Genomic DNA, 16,857 nt, shown 5'->3' on the forward strand with positions numbered 1-16,857 from the left:
GAGGCCTCATGGCGTGCGCGCAAGGCCTCTGGGCCATCTTGGGGTAGGCGCCCACCCTGTGGGCGATGGGCGTGGGGCGAGCCCCACAAACCAAAAAAAGAATTCCAAGCGTGTCAATCCTAGGGTTTCTCAGGCTTGTTGATGCAAGTCAATGAATTTATAAACCCAACAGCAACAGCGGACCGGCAAGCTATGTCGCTGGCGAATTGACGCCCCGGTTTTCACCTTCCAAAAGGGTGACACGCTCGTGTTGCCAGGAATGTGCATGTCTGAGTTCAATGACTTGGGTGGTCCATCGAATGGGTTGAAGCGGACTCACAGTCTGCCGGAGGATTGCAAAGAATCCCTGCTGGCCGTGATTGAAAAGCAGATCATTCCCCGATTGCTCAATGTGCAGCAATTTTTTCCAGTCAAGGCCCAAAAGGCTCTGGCCAGAAGCGAAACCGAGTCTGTCGATGAGCAGCCTGAATTCAAGGCTTTCACTCAGCACTGCCTCAGTGGTGATGCCTTGAAGGCCAACCAGATCGTGGATGCCTTGAGTGACAGGGGTTTGGCACATGACCGAATTTTTTTGGAGCTGATCACCCCTGCGGCCCGCCATTTGGGGGTCTTGTGGGAGCAGGATTTGTGCGATTTCACCCAAGTCACCTGCGGCTTGGCCATGATGCACCAGATGATTTACCGGCTGGGTTATGAGTCGCCCGCCGGGCAGCCTGATGTGGGCGAGCGTGAACGGGTCATGTTGGCCTGTGCACCGGGTTCGCAGCATTTTTTGGGCCTGACCATCGTGGCCGATTTTTTCCGACAAGCAGGCTCAGAAGTGGTGCTCGAGATCTCCTCCACCGAGTCCGAGTTGTTGCGGGCGGTGGCCAACGAGTGGTTTGACGTGGTGGGCATTTCGGTCGCCCTGCAGGCGCAGTTGCAAACTTTGCCCGACTTGATTGCGCACTTGCGCGCCAGTTCGGGCAACCCGCAAGTGCGGGTGGTGCTGGGTGGACCCATTTTCCTGCTGCAGGAATTCAGTCCACAAACACTGGGCGCGGACGGCATCTTCACGGATGCACGGGAGGCCGTGGGCGCCGTCAAGCGTTTGGTTCGCTCCACTTATTGATCGGGCCCTTGATCGTTTTCAACGACATGCAGGCGGCGTGCGCTCAAGGCGATGGTGGAGCCTTGCAGCACCAATGAAGTCAGCACCACGACGAAGGCCACATTGAAGTAGATGCGCGCGCCCTCGACCCCCGCCATGACCGGAAACACGGCCAGCACAATCGGCACCGCGCCACGCAAACCCACCCAGGAAATGAACGCAATTTCCCGCCCGGAAAAGCGCATCGGTGCCAAGCAAACCCATACCGAGAGCGGGCGCGCCACGAACATCAACACCAAAGACACGCCGATCGCAGGCCACAGCGTGCGCAGCATATCGGTCGGTGTGACCAACAGACCCAACAACAAGAACATGCTCGCTTGCGACAGCCAGGCGTAACCATCCATGGCCGACAGGATGGCGCGCACCTGAAGCCGAGCGCGGTTGCCGACGACGACGCCCATGAGGTAAACCGCCAAAAACCCTGAACCGCCAAACCATGTGGTGAATGCGAACACCGTCAATCCGCCGGAGACCACCAGCAGCGCCCGGATGCCGCCACCGCCATCCACGCCACGGCCCAAGCGCTTGAGCATTTCGGCCAATCCCCAGCCGCAACCCAGACCCAGCAAGCTGCCCCAGCCCAGTTGTTGCACCAGTGACAAGACCACGTCTTGGGCCTCCAGCGTGTGCGCAGTTCCTGAAGACAAGGCCATTGCAATGAAGGTCATCGTCAGGAATACCGCCATGGGGTCGTTCATGCCCGACTCGATTTCCAGCGTGGCCGCCACGCGCTCCTTGAGTTGCACGCCGGAGGACTTGAGCAGGGAAAACACCGCCGCCGCATCGGTTGAGCCGACGATGGCCCCCACCAGCAAGGCCAAAGGCCAGGACAAATCCAGCAGCCAATGGGCAGCCAAGCCCGTGATGGCCGTGCACAGCAGCACGCCCAGCGTGGCCAGCCAGAGCGAGGGCCGCAATCCGGTGCGGAAAGTGCTCATCTGCGTGCGCAAGCCGCCGTCCAGCAAAATCACGGCCAGCGCCACGTTGCCCACCCAAAAGCTCAAGCGAAAGTCATCAAAAGCCAGGCCACCCGGGCCATCTTCGCCCGCCAGAATGCCGACCACCAGAAAAATCAGAAGAAAAGAAAAGCCGATGCGGGCGGAAAACACCCCGGCCAGCACACTGATGAACACCAGCGCCGCAGCCGCCAACAAAGGCAAAGACAAAAAATCGAGCGACAACACCATGCATTGAAGCTACCACAGGCTCGGCGCCGCAAAGCGCGTGTGGATTTGCGTCAAATGCCGCAGCTGCGCAGGATGAATGACGCCGTGCCCGCCGGGTCCTGTTCGTGGGCCAGATGGCCCAGGCCCGCTTGAAGGTGCAGGCGCGCTTGCGGCAAGCGCTGGCAGGCGTCGTTGGCCAAAGCCGGGGGCACGGTCTTGTCTTGTGCGCCGATGTGCATGAACACCGGGTTGCGGATGTCGTGCAGGCGAGCGGCCAGGGGCTTGAGCCGCCATGCTGCCATCATCGACAACACGCCGTGCACATGGCCGGAGTCGCACAGCACGCGGGTGTACAGATCGATCCCTTGCGCATCGAGCGTGGAGCCGGTGCGTGCGATCCACTCGGCCACCGCACCGGGTTTGGCCGCCAGCTTGGCGGTGGCCCAGGCGGACAGCGGGTTGAGCGCCGCCAGTTTGGCCGCCGGGCCGAACAGCCAGGACGCCACGCCCGGCAGCGGCAACCAGGCCGGGTTCAGGCCGATCAGGGTGCTGCGCGAGGCGCTGTCAAAGTGCAGCGCCATGTGCGCGGCAATGGCCGCGCCTGCCGAGTGGCCCACGATGACCTGCGGCGTGAGATTGAGTTGCAGCATCAGTGCGCGCAAGCCCTCGGCCATGCCGGGCAGCGACAGCGCACCTTCGGGGCCCCGGCTGGTGAAGGCGTGGCCGGGCAGGTCGGGCGCCACCATGGTGAAGTGCTGGGCCAAAGTTGGCAGCAAGCCACGCCAGCTGAAGTTGCCCGATCCCGTGCCGTGCAGCAGCAGCATGCACGGGCCTTGACCCATTTGCTGCACATGCCACTGGATGCCGCCTGCTTGCACGAAGCGACTGTGCTGCGCGTGTGGCCAAGTGGCTTGGTGCTCGGTCCAAGCCATGCCGGGGTAAAAGTGTTCAAACATGGCGGCTCAAGCCTGCGGGCTGCGCACGCGTTCGATGGCGTGCGCCATGCGCTGCGACTGCACCTGCGGCATGGGCAGGTAGCTCGCGCCCATGGTGGCCGCCAGTTGCTGCGCTTGTGCGTCGGGGTGCATCGAGGTGTCGATCCACAAGGCGCGGTGGCCGCTGGCGCGCCACTGCATGCCCCAGTTTTGTGCATCGGTTTGCGCCTGGGCGCGGCCGCCCAGGCCTTGCAGCGTCACGTTGGCGCGGCCGTCGCTCAGCACAACCAAGATGGGCGTGACGCCTTGGCGCTGCAGCTGCGCCGCTTGTTCGTGCGCCATTTTGAGGGCCAGGGCCAAGGGCGTGCCGCCGCCGCCGGGCAGGCCGGTCATGGCGCGTTTGGCGCGCACCAACGAACGCGTCATGGGCAACAGCAATTGCGCTTGTGCGCCCCGAAAGGCCACGATGCACACGCTGTCGCGCCGGGCATAGGATTGCTGCAACAACAACTCGACCGCGCCTTTGGCCTCGGCCAAGCGCTGCAAAGCGGCCGAGCCCGAAGCGTCGAGCGCCAGGATCAGGCAGCTGGAGGCGCGCTCTTGGTAGCGCTGGATGTGGAAGTCTTCGGCGCGGATGGCCACGCGGCCGGTGCTGTGCGCTTGGCGCAAACGCTGTTTGGGCGCGGCGGCGCGCAAGGTGGCCAGAACATGCAGGCGCGCCTGACCGCCGGGGCGGCCCGGGCGTGGGGGCAGGGGGCGGCCGCGCTGTGAACCAGTGCGGGTTTGGCCGCTGCGGCCCGAGGTGTTGTGGCTGGCCGCGCCCTGCCGCGTCATCAGCGCGTCGAGCATGTGCGGTGGCAAGCTGGCCAGGGCGGCGGCGACCATCATCTCTTGCAGGTCTTCGGCACTCGGTTCAGTGTTCTGTTCGGCGTTCTGTTCGGGTGGTGGAGCCGTGTCCGGCTCCTTGTCTTTTTCAGCGTCGTTGTCAGGTGCTTCGCCAGAATTTTCTGGGGGTTCTGGCGGATCTGGCGGTGGTGTGGCGTCCTCCGGTGGCGCTGCTTCTGATTCTTGCGCAGTCGGCTCGGCCGGCCACTGTGTGGCGCGGGGCGCCAGCACGCAGCGCGCTGCAAAGCCCAGATCGTCGGCGTCCAGCGTGCTGCGACCGTTCAGCGCCGCATGGCCGCAGGCCACACGCAGCGCCAAGCTGGGCACGCGCAATGAGCCAATGCCCAGACCCAAAGCGGCTGCGCACAGCGCTTGCATGTGTTCGTCGCTCGCTTGCACTTGCGGCAGCTGTTCGCGGGCGCGGGCCAAAGCACCGGGGCTGAGACGGATCTGCAGGCCGTCCGATTCGCTGTCGCCCTGCCACGCCGCGTGGATGTCGCTGGGTGAGAGTTCGTGCAGGTCCAGCCACACGCCCAGGCGCTCGGCCAGGGCCGCGCCCACGCCGGGCTCGTCGGGCAAGGATTCGTCGAGTGCCACCACGCCAAAGCGGGTGGGTGTGGGGGCTGCGTTGTGGCGGGTGGGGGGCACCTGGCCTTGTTCCAGCGCTTGCACCAAAGGCGCGAGCAGGGCGGGCGACAGGCGCTCGGCCATGGGCAGGCAGACCAAGCCTTGGTCGGCTTGTTGCAGCAAGCCCGCTTGGCTGTGCAGCTGGCCGGTTTGCAGGGTGTGGGCCAGGTCGATGCCGCCCAGCAACCGCTCGCTGTCCACCGAGCCAGGCACTTTGACCAAGCCAATGCCCAGCCCCGCCAGCGCTTGCAGCCAGCGCTCGCGCACCGGCCCGTGCGGTGCGCGCAAGCACACACCACCAAAACCAAAGGGGTCGAGCTGCAACAGTTGCAGCGCCGTCAGCGCATCGTTCCAGCGCTCCAGCGGGTCCGAAGGCGTGGACGGTGTTGGGGCTTCGCGGGCCATGCGTGCAGCCAATTCAGGCGGCCAGCACTTCTTGCAAGCTGCGCTGCACGCGCGCGCCCGAGTCGGTGTCGTCCAGCGGGTTGCGGCGCAGGCGGTGGCGCAGGGCCAGCGGGGCCATGCTTTGCAGGTGCTCGGCCTTCACCGCCTTGTGGCCTTGCAGCGCGGCATAAGCGCGGGTAGCGCGCAGCAGGGTGAGTTCAGCGCGCAGGCCGTCGGTGCCCAGCTGTTGGCACAGGCGGGCGCACAGCATCAGCATGTCGTCGCTCACCTCGACCTCGTCCAACAGGTCACGCGCTTTGAGGATGCGTTTTTGCAGCTTTTGGTTGTCCTTGTGCCACAGCGCTTTGAAGGCGGCGGGGTCTTTGTCGAAGGCATCGCGGCGTTTGATGATGCTCACCCGCAAGGCCAGGTCTTGCGGCGTGCGCACCTGCACCGACAGGCCAAAACGGTCCAGCAGTTGCGGGCGCAGCTCGCCTTCTTCGGGGTTGCCGCTGCCCACCAGCACAAAGCGCGCCGGGTGGCGCACGCTCAGGCCTTCGCGCTCGACCAGGTTCTCGCCCGAGGCGGCCACGTCGATCAGCAGGTCCACCAAATGGTCGTCCAGCAGGTTGACCTCGTCGATGTACAAAAAGCCCCGGTGCGCCTGGGCCAGCAGGCCTGGGGCGAAGGACTTCACGCCTTGCGACAGGGCTTTTTCCAAATCGAGTGCGCCGACCACGCGGTCTTCGGTCGCACCCAAAGGCAGGTCGACCACGGCCACGGGCTGTCGCTCGGTCACGACTTTGGCTTTGGGGTCGCGGGCTTGGCAGACTGGGCAGGCCCCTGCTGGCTTGGCCGGGTCGCAGCGGTAAGGGCAGCCTTTGACCACCTGGATAGGAGGGAGCAGGTCGGCCAGAGCCCGCACAGCAGTCGATTTGCCGGTGCCCCGGTCACCCAAGACCAGCACACCGCCAATGGACGGGTCCACCGCCACCACCTGGATGGCGAGGGTCATTTCATCTTGACCAACGATGGCCGCGAAAGGGAAGGTCAATGCCATGGGGCGTTCCGAAAACTGTTCTCGGCCCATCATCCAAAAGACGAGTCAAAGTGTCAAGTTAAATTTACACTTTAAATGGACTCTTGCGTTCAGCTTTTGCGTGTGGCGCTGTCCACTGGGTCAGATTCGGGTCGTGCTTCCGGCTTCAGGCCGTAACGCGCCGCCAAATCCCAAACATGCTGCGGCAGCATGTTTTTGATGCGCGCTGGCGCCTCACGGCGCAGGTGCAAGATGGACTCGATGGCCTTCATCTCGACCCGGGCGCGCGCAAACTCCAGGCCCCGCGGGCCCACCCGCGGCATGAGCCAGTTGACCAGCGGCTTGATCCAGGCGGGCATGCGCCGCAGCGGCAGGCCGCCGGCGGCGCGCTCGGTGTTGGCCATGAAGCCGCGCACCGGGCCATCCCGTTTGCCTTGGCTGATGGGCGCGCTGGTGACCAATTGCGCCTGAATGCCGTCGAGCACCGCTTGCCCGCGTGCGTTGCGCACCAGCAACCACTGCTGGCCGTGCCCGCCCATGTAACCCACGGTGATGTCGGCCAGCACATTGGTGTAGTCCACGCAGGTGCGGCAGGTGAGTGGGAAAAAGTCGGGCGGCAGGGTGGACAGCGGCAAGTTCAAAAATGGGATCAGGCGTTGGTCGCCTTGGTCGGTGCGCACCTCGACCTTGTAATCGGCGCGGAATTCGACGTAGCTGATGTCTTGTGGGCGGTCCGAAATCAGGCCCAAAAACTGGTGGAAGTTTTCGGTGGTGGTGTTGTCCGAACACGGCGTGCCGATCACATAGAGCTGCTCCAGGCCTTGCTCGCGTTCGAGCTGCGGCTGGATGGCGCGCAGGGCGTAAATCTGGCAGGGGATGCCGATGACCGCCAAGCGCTTGTGGCCTTGGGCCAGCGCGGGCTCCACCAGGCTGAGCAGTGGCGCGTAGCCCATGCGCATGCCCCGGCACTGCGCCATGTCCTCGGCGCGGGTGACCAGCACCGGGCGCGGGCGCCAGCGGTCGTGCGGGTCGGCGGCCATGGCGATCACGGCGTCCACCAGGCCTTGTTCGAGCAGCACCTCGGCCAGGCGGGTGGTGATGCCGGTCCACTGCGCGCCTTGGGTGGGCAGGTCCAGGCGTGCGCTCAGGATCTGTTGGTAAGGCCCAAAGAACAACTCGTCGGGCTGGGCTGGGTGCGTGGCACTGCCCTGTCGGCGCACGCGGCCGTGGACCCGCTGCTCCAAGCCCGGGTAATCGGGCTGGATGAACTGACAGGCCTGGCCGCAGCGTTTGGGGTCATCCGTGCGCGAGAGGCCGCAGTCGGTGCAGAGCTTGCGAGCGGGTGCCGCAGCAGCAGCCGTTAAGGATGAAGGCGAGCCAGTGGCTTGCACGTCAGTCGGCCATCAACCAGCGCGGGTGAAAGGCATGACGCCCACCAGCCAGACGTGCAAGCCGCCCATCAGGAAAGCCGCCCAAACGCCGGTGCCCACCACCACCGCCAGCAAAGTGCCCAGCAGCTTGCCTTCGGGCGCGGAGTGCAGGCTTTGGCGGTCCCGTTTGCGGGCGGCGCGGAACACCAGTACCGACCAGACCAGGAAACCACCGAACAAGAGCACATCGGCCAGGTTGCCGTTGGATAACAAATGCCCCAGCGCCCAGACCTTGACTGACAAGGTCATGGGGTGGCGCAGTTTGGCTTTGATCTGGTTGCCAGGCACATAGGTGGCCACCAGCAAAACCATGGCCACCCACATCAGCAAGATGGTGGCGTGTTGCATGCCGCGAGGTGGTGTCCACAGGACCACCGGGTCCAGCCTTGCCTGGCCGTAACCTTGAACCAGCAGGTACAGGCCAAGGACCGCCACCGCTGCATAAACAGCCTTGAAGCCCAACGCACCCCAGCGGGCCATGCCGTTTTGGCGCATCTGCGGGGCCAGGCTTTGCAGAGAGTGGATGCCTAAAAATAGTGCCAAGCCGATCAGCAGTTGCAGCATGTCTAAACCTTTGCAAGTGAGGTGTGAGTTTGAGCCGCATTCTGACACGGGCATGTCCATCGCGGTTGACATTCAAAAACCAGGGCTTTCCTGTGTGATTTGCTCAAGTATCCCAGGCCGCATGACAAGGTGACTGTTGTGGCGCACAATGAACTACTCAGTATTTTCTGACCATCTCTTCAAGGAGCTCCCCATGTCACGTTTTTCCTCCCAGTCTTCGACTCGCCGTGTGTTCATGATGCAAGTGGCCACTGCCTCTACCGCCTTGCTGGTGATGAGCCAGGCCTCCGCTCAGGCCATGGTCGATGAAAAAGACCCGCAAGCTGTGGGCTTGGCTTACAAGGCCGACGCCAGCAAGGTCGACAAAGCCAAGAACCCCAAGTTCGCAGCCGGTTCAAACTGCGCCAACTGCGCCCTGTTCCAGGCCAAGGCCGGTGCTGCCGCCGGTGGCTGCCCCTTGTTTGCAAGCAAGCAAGTGGCCGCCAAGGGCTGGTGCTCTGCTTGGGCCAAAAAGGCTTAATGTCCAGTCGATCCCAGCGGGGTTCACCCCGCTGAGACCCCCAAAACCGCCGTCGGGCGGTTTTTTTGCGCCCATTTCCGACCCCAAACTCAGGGCATACCCTGATTTACCAGTCTGAATCAAGGCTTTGAACACACAAAGTGTCAATCCATCGTTACACTTTGCCTTGTCTTCAACCGACCGGAAAGCCCTTTTATGGCGTCTTGGGTGCTCACAGCGATGGACCTGGCCTGCCAAAAGGCCCAGCGGACCTTGTTCGAGGGCGTGAGCTTTTCCGTGCCCGAAGGCAGCTGGTTGCACATCGAAGGCGGCAACGGCTGCGGCAAGACCAGTTTGCTGCGCATCCTGTGCGGCCTGTCCCCGGCGGCACGCGGCCAGGTGCTGTGGCCTTCTTCTTCTTCTTCTTCTTCTTCTTCTTCTTCGCTTTCGCGCCCCGATCGTTCGGTGCTGCATTACATCGGCCACGCGCTGGGCCTCAAGCCTGAACTAACCGCTTGTGAAAACCTGTGCGCCGATGCCGAGGTCAGCGGCTTGGCGCTCAGCCGCGAGCACGCCGTGCAAGCGCTGGCCGCGCAGGGTCTGCAAAGCCGGGCGCATTTGCCTGTGCGGGTCTTGTCGCAAGGCCAGCGGCAAGGCGTGGCCTTGGCGCGTTTGCGCACCAGCCCGGCGCGGCTTTGGATTCTGGACGAGCCCCTGGTGGGCCTGGACGTGCAGGCCACCGCCACGGCCCGCGCCTTGCTGCAGTCGCATGTGGATGCGGGTGGCGCTGTGGTCATGACCAGCCACCACGACGTGGGCCTGCAAGGCCTGGGTGCACGCTTGCAGTTGGGCCGCGCATGAACACCCCCGCCATGACCGTCCCTGTGTCAGCGCTTGCGGCTCAGCCCATGCTGCCCAGCCCTTGGCAAGCCATGGGCGGCGTGCTGCGGCGCGACCTGCGCTTGGCCCTGCGGCGCAAGGCCGAGTGGTTGGGTGCGGTGTTTTTCTTTGTGTTGGTGGCGGCTTTGTTTCCGCTGGCCATCGGCCCCGAGCCGGGCACGCTGCGCCTGATCGGGCCGGGGGTGTTGTGGGTGGCGGCCTTGCTGGCGAGCATGCTGAGCCTGGGCCGTTTGTTCGAAGCCGACCACCAGGACGGCAGCCTGGAGCAGCTGGCGCTGTCGGCCGCGCCCCTGCCTTGGCTGGTCAGCGCCAAGCTGCTGGCGCATTGGCTGATCTCGGGCTTGCCCTTGGTGCTGCTGTCGCCGCTCTTGGGGCTGCAGTTGGGTTTGGGGCCAGAGGCCTTGTCCATGCTGGCGCTCACGCTCTTGATCGGCACGCCCGTGCTGTCACTGCTGGGCGCGATTGGCGCGGCCCTCACTTTGGGCGTGCGCGGCGGCGGGGTGCTGCAGTCGCTTTTGCTCTTGCCTTTGTATGTGCCGGTGCTGGTGTTTGGCACGGGCGCGGTCGATGCGCAGATGCGCGGCCTCGGGGCCGAGGCGCATGTGTCCATTTTGTTGGCGCTCTTGCTGGCTTCGGCGGCGCTCAGCCCCTGGGCCTGTGCAGCGGCTTTGCGCTTGGCGCTGGAATGAAGAGGAACGGACCATGAAGCTCTTTCACTACGCCGCGCCGCAGCACTTTTACCCCTTGGCCGGGCGCATCTGGCCTTGGCTGGCGCTGCTGGCCACGGTGCTGGCGCTGGCGGGTTTGTGGGTGGGCTTCATGGTCGCGCCGTCTGACGCGCAGCAGGGCCAGGCCTACCGCATCATTTACATCCATGTGCCCGTGTCGTGGATGGCCATGATCATTTACCTGGCCATGGCGTTCTGGAGCGTGCTGGGCCTGGTGTTCAACACACGTTTGTCGGGTCTGATGACCCGTGCGCTTGCGCCCACCGGGGCTTTGCTGGCGTTTTTGTCGCTGTGGACCGGGGCCTTGTGGGGCAAGCCGATGTGGGGCACTTATTGGGTGTGGGATGCGCGCTTGACCTCAATGCTGATCTTGCTGTTTTTGTATTTGGGCTACATCGCCTTGACCTCGGCCATCGAAGACCCGCGCCGCTCGGACCGGGCCGGCGCCTTGGTGGCGGTGGTGGGGGCGGTCAACGTGCCCATCATTTATTTTTCGGTCAAGTGGTGGAACACCTTGCACCAAGGCGCCTCGGTGTCCTTCACCCAGTCGCCGCGCATGGCCAGCATCATGCTGACCGGCATGCTGCTCATGAGCTTGGCGGTGTGGCTCTACGCGGCGGCCATCGCTTTGTGGCGCGTGCGCAGTTTGATTTTGGTGCGCGACAGCCACGCCGCTTGGGTGCATCAACTGCCCGAAGTGTTGGCGCACCGCGCGCAAAGCGCATTGAGAGGTGCCGCATGATGTGGACAAGCGCTGCCGAGTTTTGGGCCATGGGCGGCTATGGCGTTTTCGTGTGGGGCAGCATGGGCGTGAGTGCGGCTTTGCTGGCTTTGGAAGTGCTGCTCGCACGCGTGGGCAGGCGACAAGCGCTGGACGCGGTGTGCGAGGCCATGGACGCCCAAGCCCTGGATACCGAAACCCCAGGCGCTTTACAGGCCAGCCCAGCCCGGCCATCGCGCCCCGTTCATTTCACCCCAGGAGCTGCGTCATGAAAAGCCGCCATCAGCGACTATTTGGCATTTCATTGGGCTTGCTGCTCGTGTGTGGTGCGCTGTTTTTTGTGCTCAATGCCTTCCAGAGCAACCTGGTTTTTTTCTTCACGCCCACGCAAGTGGCAGCGGGCGAAGCGCCCAAAGAGGGGCACTTTCGTGTCGGCGGTTTGGTCAAGGAAGGCAGCATCCAGCGCGACGGCATGGCGGTGGCCTTTGTGGTGACCGACACGCAGCGCGAGGTGCCGGTGCGCTATGTGGGCCTGCTGCCCGATTTGTTCAAAGAGGGCAAGGGCGTGGTGGCGCAAGGCCGCCTGGACGCAGGCAGCCTGTTTGTGGCCAGCGAGGTGCTGGCCAAGCACGACGAAAACTACATGCCGCCCGAAGCCCAGCACGCGCTGGACGAGGCGGCCAAAGCCCGCATGGGCGCGGCGGTGGTGCGATGAAGCAAACCATCGCCCACGGGGTGGGCTCCTACACTAGGACGGTTGACGATCTTTCCGAAGCTGCCTTGAACTCTCTTCCTGTAGGAGCCCACCCCTGTGGGCGATTGGGCGTGGCACACGCCCTGCAAACCCTCGCCCACGGGGTGGGCTCCTACACCAGGACGGTTGACGATCTGTCCGAAGCTGCCTTGAACCCTCTTCCTGTAGGAGCCCACCCCTGTGGGCGATTGGGCGTGGCACACGCCCTGCAAACCTTCGCCCACAGGGTGAGCTCCTACAAGGACCAGTGCCGTGGCATGCCTGAGGTGCCAACGACAAATGGGCACGGTCGCGAGAACGAATGGATCGGAGCTGTCTATGTGGCCTGAAGCTGGCCATTTGGCCTTGATCATGGCGGCCTGGGTCGCCTTGGCGCAGGCGGTGCTGCCGTTGTGGGGCAGCTTGTCGGCGCGGCGTGCGGGCTGGCAAGCGCTGGCAAGGCCTTTGGCGGTCTTGCAATTGGCGCTGATCGTGCTGGCCTTTGGCGCTTTGTGGCATGCGTTTTATGTGCACGATTTCAGCGTCAAGTACGTGGCCCACCACTCCAACACCTTGCTGCCCACGCCCTACCGTTTGTCCGCCATCTGGGCTGGGCACGAAGGCTCGCTGCTCTTGTGGGTCTTGATGCTGGCGCTGTGGTCGTTGGCGGTGGCCACGTTTTCAAAACGTTTACCGCAGGCCCTGGTGGCGCAGGTGCTGGGCGTGATGGGCGCAGTGTCGGTGGGTTTTTTGGCCTTCATCCTCACGTTGTCCAACCCGTTTGCACGGCAGTTTCCGGCTCCATCCGAGGGCCGTGATTTGACGCCTTTGTTGCAAGACCCGGGTTTGGTGATCCACCCGCCCATGCTCTACATGGGCTATGTGGGTTTGTCGGTGGCCTTTGCTTTTGCCATGGCGGCGCTGCTGTCAGGGCGGCTCGATGCCGCCTGGGCGCGTTGGGCGCGGCCCTGGACGGTGGCGGCTTGGGGCTTTTTGACGCTGGGCATCGCTTTGGGTTCGTGGTGGGCGTATTACGAATTGGGCTGGGGCGGCTGGTGGTTTTGGGACCCGGTGGAAAACGCCTCGCTCATGCCCTGGTTGGTGGCCACGGCGCTCATCCATTCGCTCATGGTCACCGACAAGCGCGGGCAGTTCAAGGCCTGGACGGTGCTGCTGGCCATTGGCGCGTTTTCACTCAGTTTGCTGGGCACTTTCCTGGTTCGCTCGGGCGTGCTGACTTCGGTGCACGCCTTTGCGACCGACCCGGGGCGGGGCGTGTTCATCTTGCTGTTTTTGGTCGTGGTGGTGGGTGTGTCGTTGGCCTTGTTTGCCTGGCGCGCGCCGCACTGGGCCAATGCATCGCAGCCGGTGGCCGGTTCCCGCGAATCGTTTTTGCTGCTCAACAGCGTGCTGTTGGTGGTGGCCATGGCGGCGGTGCTGCTGGGCACTTTGTACCCATTGATCATCGACGCTCTCAACTTGGGCAAGCTCTCGGTGGGCCCGCCGTATTTCGACCGCGTGTTCGTACCCCTGATGGTGCCGCTGCTCCTGGCCATGGTGCCGGGCACGGTGGTGCCCTGGCATGTGGCACGCTGGGCGGCGGTGCGCTCGGTGCTGGTTCCAGGGGCTTTGGCGCTTTTGCTGGCCAGTGCTTGGGCCACTTGGGGCGGGGCACCCATGGGGGAGGGCAGCACGACCACGGCTGGCGGCTGGCTCACGGTGATGGGCTGCACGCTGGGCGGCTGGATCGTGCTGTCGGGCGCTTGGCAAATCGTGCAGCGCCTGCGCCTGCCCGGATCGCCGGGATTGGCCTGGTGGGGCATGCAGGTCGCGCACTGGGGCGTGGCGGTGCTGGTGCTGGGCATCACGGGCGTGAAGTCCTTTCAGGTCGAGCGCGATGTGCGTCTGGGCTTGGGCGACTCGGTCACAGTGGCCGGTGTGCGTTACCAACTGCTCAGCGTGGACCAGCACCTGGGGCCCAACTACCTCGCCTTGCGTGCCCAGATGAAGATGTTTGAAGGCGAGCCTGGCGACGAGCGCCAGGTGGGCACCCTGCAGCCTGAAAAACGCCGCTATGTGTCGAGCGCCATGCCCATGACCGAGGCGGCGATTGACCGCAACCTGTGGCGTGACCGCTATGTGTCTTTGGGTGAGCCCTTGGCGGGCGAGCCGCCGCAGTGGAGTTTCCGGGTCTACCACAAGCCTTTTGTGTCGTGGATCTGGCTGGGTGCGGTGTTCATGGTGCTGGGCGGTGGCTTGGCGGCGTTTGATCGGCGCTATCGGCAGGTGCCATCGGCAGCGCGTGCGCCTGGCGCTCAGGCTGACATGGGCATGGGTGCGTCTGGTGTGCGAGTTGCAGCGCCTGTGTCTGTGGTCAAAGGTGCTGTGTCATGAGCGCGCTGTCTGCCAAGGCCCCAAGCCGCCGCATGCCGCGTTGGGTGTTTGTGCCGCTGGCGCTGTTTTTGGGCATGGTGGTGTTTTTGGCGGTGGGCCTCACGCGCAACCCGCAAGAGATCCCCTCGCCACTCATTGGGCGGCCCGCACCGGCTTTTGAATTGCCGGTGGTGGGCGGGCCGGGCGTGTTCAACGCGGCGCAGTTCAAGGGGCAGCGCACCCTGGTCAACCTGTGGGCCACCTGGTGCGCGGGCTGCAAAGAAGAGCACCCGATTTTGATGGCGCTGGCCCGCCAGCCCGGCCTGAAGATGGTGGGCATCAACTACAAAGAACTGCAGGCTTCTGAGCTGCCGGGCCAAGACCCGCTGAGCGCCGAATCGGTGCAAAAAGCCACGGCCCGCAGCCAGGCCTGGTTGCAAAAACACGGCCAGGCTTTTGGCGTGAACCTGCTGGACATGGACGGCCGGGTGGGCATGGATTTTGGCGTGTACGGCTTGCCCGAAACCTATTTGATTGACCGCGAAGGTGTGGTGCGCTTCAAGCACGCAGGGGCTTTGACGCCCGATGTGGTGCAGCAAAAACTGCTGCCCTTGCTGCGGGGGGTGAACTGATGCGCGCGACATTTTTGGTAGGAGCCCACCCCGTGGGCGATGGGCGTGTTCCACGCCCATCGCCCACGGGGTGGGCTCCTACAGGGACAAGGACGGTGGCATGACTGACACTCACATGGCACTGCGCGCCTTGGTGTGGGCCTGGGTTCCGATCGGTATGGCTGTCCTGGTCACGGGGGCGGCGGTGGCCTCGCCCAACTTGCCGGTCAACGCCATTCAAAGTCCCTCAACAGCCGTTCAAGCAAGCCCCTTTGCGCAAGCCGTGTCGGGCTCGGCACCCGCTGCATTGCCAGCGGTTCAGGCCGCAGCCGCACTCCAAACCGATGCGCCCATGTCGGCCGCTGTGCAGGCGCGCTGGGACCACATCGCGGCCGAGTTGCGTTGCCTGGTGTGCCAAAACGAATCCCTGGCTTCGTCGAATGCCGAGCTGGCACTGGACTTGCGCCGCGAGCTGCGCAGCCTGATCGAGCAGGGCCAAAGCGATGCCGACATCCGCAACTTTCTGGTCAGCCGTTACGGTGACTTTGTGCTTTACAAGCCCGAGGTCAAACCTGTGACCTGGCTGTTGTGGTTCGGTCCTTTTGTATTGTTGTTGGGCGCGTTGGCCCTGGCGCTGCGCCTGATGCGCCGCACGACTGCCGCGCTCGCGCCTTTGACCGACCGCGAGCGCGAGCGCGCCCGCCAATTGCTGGAGTCCTGATGTCCTTTTTGCCGCCTTGGCTGGGTTTGTTGTGGGTGCTGCTGGCCTTGGGGGCGCTGGCGGCGGGGGTCTTGAAGCGTGGCCTGAAAAATCATGCGTCAGCCCTGCCGGATGAGCCCTTGGCTGCTGCGTCAGCCCAAGGCTTGGGCGTCGATGTTCAATCCCGCACCAACCGCCGCATTCACCAGCAGCACCTGGCCGACCTGAACCGCGCCCTGGCCGAAGGCCGTTTGAATGCCCAACAACATGCAGCGGCCCGTGACGAGTTGATGCGCCTTGTGCTGGAGGATGCGGCGCTGGCGCAGCCCGATGAGAAAACACCCGTGGTGCACGCAAAGGCTGGCGGCGCCAGGCGTGATCAGGCAAGGGCTGAGGGTCTGGAAAAGGTGCGGTGGGCCTGGCTGGTGGGGGCCTTGGTCTTGCTCAGTGGCCTGAGCTATTGGCAGCTGGGCGCACCGCAAAGCTGGTGGCCTGTGCCCTTGAGCCAGCAGGTCAAGATCAGCGCCACCACGCCCGAGCAATTGGCCGCGCAAACCCGCGTGTGGCAACAAGCCACGCAAGAGCGGCCCAAGGATGCCCAGGCTTGGTTGACCTTGGCGCGGTTGCACGCCGCCCAAAACGCCCATGCCCCGGCCGAGCAGGCCCTGGCGCGTGTGCTGGCCTTGTCGCCCGAGCCCGATCTGTGGATCGAGCGGGCGCAGATGAAAGCCTTGAGTGCAGGCGGCGTCTACGCCGGAGAGCCTTGGCAGTGGATTCAAGACGTGCTGCGCGATCAGCCCCAGCACCTGAATGCGCTGGTGCTCGCGGGCAGCGCAGCCTTGTCTGAAAAACGGCACGCCGCAGCGCAAGACTACTGGAAGCGTGCCTTGGCTTTGGTGCCTGCTGACAGTGAGGCGGGCCAAGGCCTGCAGCAGGCGCTGGCGAAAGCGGCCGAGATGGTGGCCGCGATGGCGGCGGCACCTAGAGCAACCGCAGCAGCGGGGGCCGGGCCCTTGTCGGCGGCGACGCCGGCGGGCGACGCCAAGCCCCTGATTCAGGGCGAGGTCCGTGTCTCGCCCGAGGTGCAAAGCCAAATCGCGGCAGGTTCGACCCTGTTTGTTTACGCCCTGGCCGAAGAGGGCTCGCGCCGCCCCGTGGCCATCTGGCGCGGCACGCCCACATCGTGGCCGGTGCGCTTTGCATTGAGCGACAGCATGGGCATGGGCGCACCGCCGGTCTTGTCATCGCTGGCGCAAGTGCGCTTGGTGGCCCGCATTTCCAAAACCGGTTCGGCGCAAAAGCAAGCGGGTGATTTTCAGGTGGAACTGCCGGGCGTGAAGACCGGCGTGCAAGGCGTGGTGCTGCACATCACCGGGCGCTGAAACGGGCTCGGATTTAGAACACAAACG

The 16,857-nt window shown here is 64.4% G+C and carries 18 protein-coding genes; 12 read left to right on the plus strand and 6 right to left on the minus strand.

The window, feature by feature from the left end:
• The first annotated feature begins 265 nt into the window (after positions 1-265).
• Entirely contained in the window at positions 266-1,111 is an 846-nt protein-coding gene (locus AMM33_RS09260) for a cobalamin B12-binding domain-containing protein (RefSeq protein WP_228768041.1), read from the plus strand.
• Here AMM33_RS09260 and AMM33_RS09265 read toward each other — a convergent pair.
• The 6 genes from AMM33_RS09265 to AMM33_RS09290 all read right to left on the minus strand — a co-directional run bounded on the left by AMM33_RS09265 (position 1,105) and on the right by AMM33_RS09290 (position 8,183).
• Complete coding sequence (locus AMM33_RS09265) at positions 1,105-2,340, minus strand: potassium/proton antiporter (RefSeq protein ID WP_228768042.1); 1,236 nt, start codon at positions 2,338-2,340, stop codon at positions 1,105-1,107. The two genes, AMM33_RS09260 and AMM33_RS09265, sit on opposite strands and share 7 nt — an antisense overlap.
• 50 nt (positions 2,341-2,390) lie before the next feature.
• Positions 2,391-3,275, minus strand: a complete 885-nt coding sequence (gene bchO, locus AMM33_RS09270; RefSeq protein ID WP_090140645.1) for an alpha/beta fold hydrolase BchO — start codon at positions 3,273-3,275, stop codon at positions 2,391-2,393.
• A gap of 6 nt (positions 3,276-3,281) precedes the next feature.
• Positions 3,282-5,171: a magnesium chelatase subunit D gene (locus tag AMM33_RS09275; RefSeq protein ID WP_090140734.1), complete on the minus strand. Its 1,890-nt coding sequence runs from the start codon at positions 5,169-5,171 to the stop codon at positions 3,282-3,284.
• Between the two features lie 13 nt (positions 5,172-5,184).
• Positions 5,185-6,210: a magnesium chelatase ATPase subunit I gene (bchI, locus tag AMM33_RS09280; RefSeq protein WP_090140736.1), complete on the minus strand. Its 1,026-nt coding sequence runs from the start codon at positions 6,208-6,210 to the stop codon at positions 5,185-5,187.
• An 89-nt stretch (positions 6,211-6,299) separates the two neighbouring features.
• A complete protein-coding gene (locus AMM33_RS09285) occupies positions 6,300-7,580 on the minus strand; it encodes a Coenzyme F420 hydrogenase/dehydrogenase, beta subunit C-terminal domain (RefSeq protein ID WP_090140647.1) in 1,281 nt (426 codons plus the stop codon).
• Between the two features lie 12 nt (positions 7,581-7,592).
• A complete protein-coding gene (locus AMM33_RS09290; RefSeq protein ID WP_090140737.1) occupies positions 7,593-8,183 on the minus strand; it encodes an NnrU family protein in 591 nt (196 codons plus the stop codon).
• A gap of 193 nt (positions 8,184-8,376) precedes the next feature.
• Here AMM33_RS09290 and AMM33_RS09295 point away from each other — a divergent pair, with 193 nt between their 5' ends.
• The 11 genes from AMM33_RS09295 (at position 8,377) to ccmI (ending at position 16,830) form a co-directional block, all read left to right on the plus strand.
• Positions 8,377-8,703, plus strand: a complete 327-nt coding sequence (locus AMM33_RS09295) for a high-potential iron-sulfur protein (RefSeq protein ID WP_090140649.1) — start codon at positions 8,377-8,379, stop codon at positions 8,701-8,703.
• 195 nt (positions 8,704-8,898) lie between these two features.
• A complete protein-coding gene (gene ccmA / locus AMM33_RS09300) occupies positions 8,899-9,543 on the plus strand; it encodes a cytochrome c biogenesis heme-transporting ATPase CcmA (protein WP_090140651.1) in 645 nt (214 codons plus the stop codon).
• Positions 9,544-9,590: 47 nt separating this feature from the next.
• Positions 9,591-10,271 (plus strand): heme exporter protein CcmB, encoded by a 681-nt coding sequence (ccmB, locus tag AMM33_RS09305; RefSeq protein WP_090140739.1) that lies wholly within the window; start codon positions 9,591-9,593, stop codon positions 10,269-10,271.
• Between the two features lie 13 nt (positions 10,272-10,284).
• Positions 10,285-11,052 carry a heme ABC transporter permease CcmC gene (gene ccmC, locus AMM33_RS09310; RefSeq protein ID WP_090140653.1) on the plus strand — a complete coding sequence of 256 codons (768 nt, stop codon included), beginning with the start codon at positions 10,285-10,287 and terminating at the stop codon, positions 11,050-11,052.
• Positions 11,049-11,303, plus strand: a complete 255-nt coding sequence (gene ccmD / locus AMM33_RS09315; protein WP_090140655.1) for a heme exporter protein CcmD — start codon at positions 11,049-11,051, stop codon at positions 11,301-11,303. The genes ccmC and ccmD overlap by 4 nt, the downstream gene beginning before the upstream one ends.
• Positions 11,300-11,746, plus strand: a complete 447-nt coding sequence (gene ccmE, locus AMM33_RS09320) for a cytochrome c maturation protein CcmE (RefSeq protein WP_090140658.1) — start codon at positions 11,300-11,302, stop codon at positions 11,744-11,746. Before ccmD ends, ccmE begins: the two co-directional genes overlap by 4 nt.
• A gap of 65 nt (positions 11,747-11,811) precedes the next feature.
• A complete protein-coding gene (locus AMM33_RS09325) occupies positions 11,812-12,114 on the plus strand; it encodes a hypothetical protein (protein WP_194945356.1) in 303 nt (100 codons plus the stop codon).
• Positions 12,104-14,158 (plus strand): heme lyase CcmF/NrfE family subunit, encoded by a 2,055-nt coding sequence (locus AMM33_RS09330; protein ID WP_090140663.1) that lies wholly within the window; start codon positions 12,104-12,106, stop codon positions 14,156-14,158. The genes AMM33_RS09325 and AMM33_RS09330 overlap by 11 nt, the downstream gene beginning before the upstream one ends.
• Positions 14,155-14,769, plus strand: a complete 615-nt coding sequence (locus tag AMM33_RS09335) for a redoxin family protein (RefSeq protein ID WP_228768044.1) — start codon at positions 14,155-14,157, stop codon at positions 14,767-14,769. Before AMM33_RS09330 ends, AMM33_RS09335 begins: the two co-directional genes overlap by 4 nt.
• Before the next feature lie 100 nt (positions 14,770-14,869).
• Positions 14,870-15,469, plus strand: a complete 600-nt coding sequence (locus AMM33_RS09340) for a cytochrome c-type biogenesis protein (protein ID WP_228768045.1) — start codon at positions 14,870-14,872, stop codon at positions 15,467-15,469.
• Positions 15,469-16,830 carry a c-type cytochrome biogenesis protein CcmI gene (gene ccmI / locus AMM33_RS09345; protein WP_090140665.1) on the plus strand — a complete coding sequence of 454 codons (1,362 nt, stop codon included), beginning with the start codon at positions 15,469-15,471 and terminating at the stop codon, positions 16,828-16,830. Before AMM33_RS09340 ends, ccmI begins: the two co-directional genes overlap by 1 nt.
• Positions 16,831-16,857: the final 27 nt, after the last annotated feature.

It is taken from the genome of Limnohabitans sp. DM1 (assembly GCF_001269385.1).
Taxonomy (GTDB): Bacteria; Pseudomonadota; Gammaproteobacteria; order Burkholderiales; family Burkholderiaceae_C; genus Limnohabitans_A.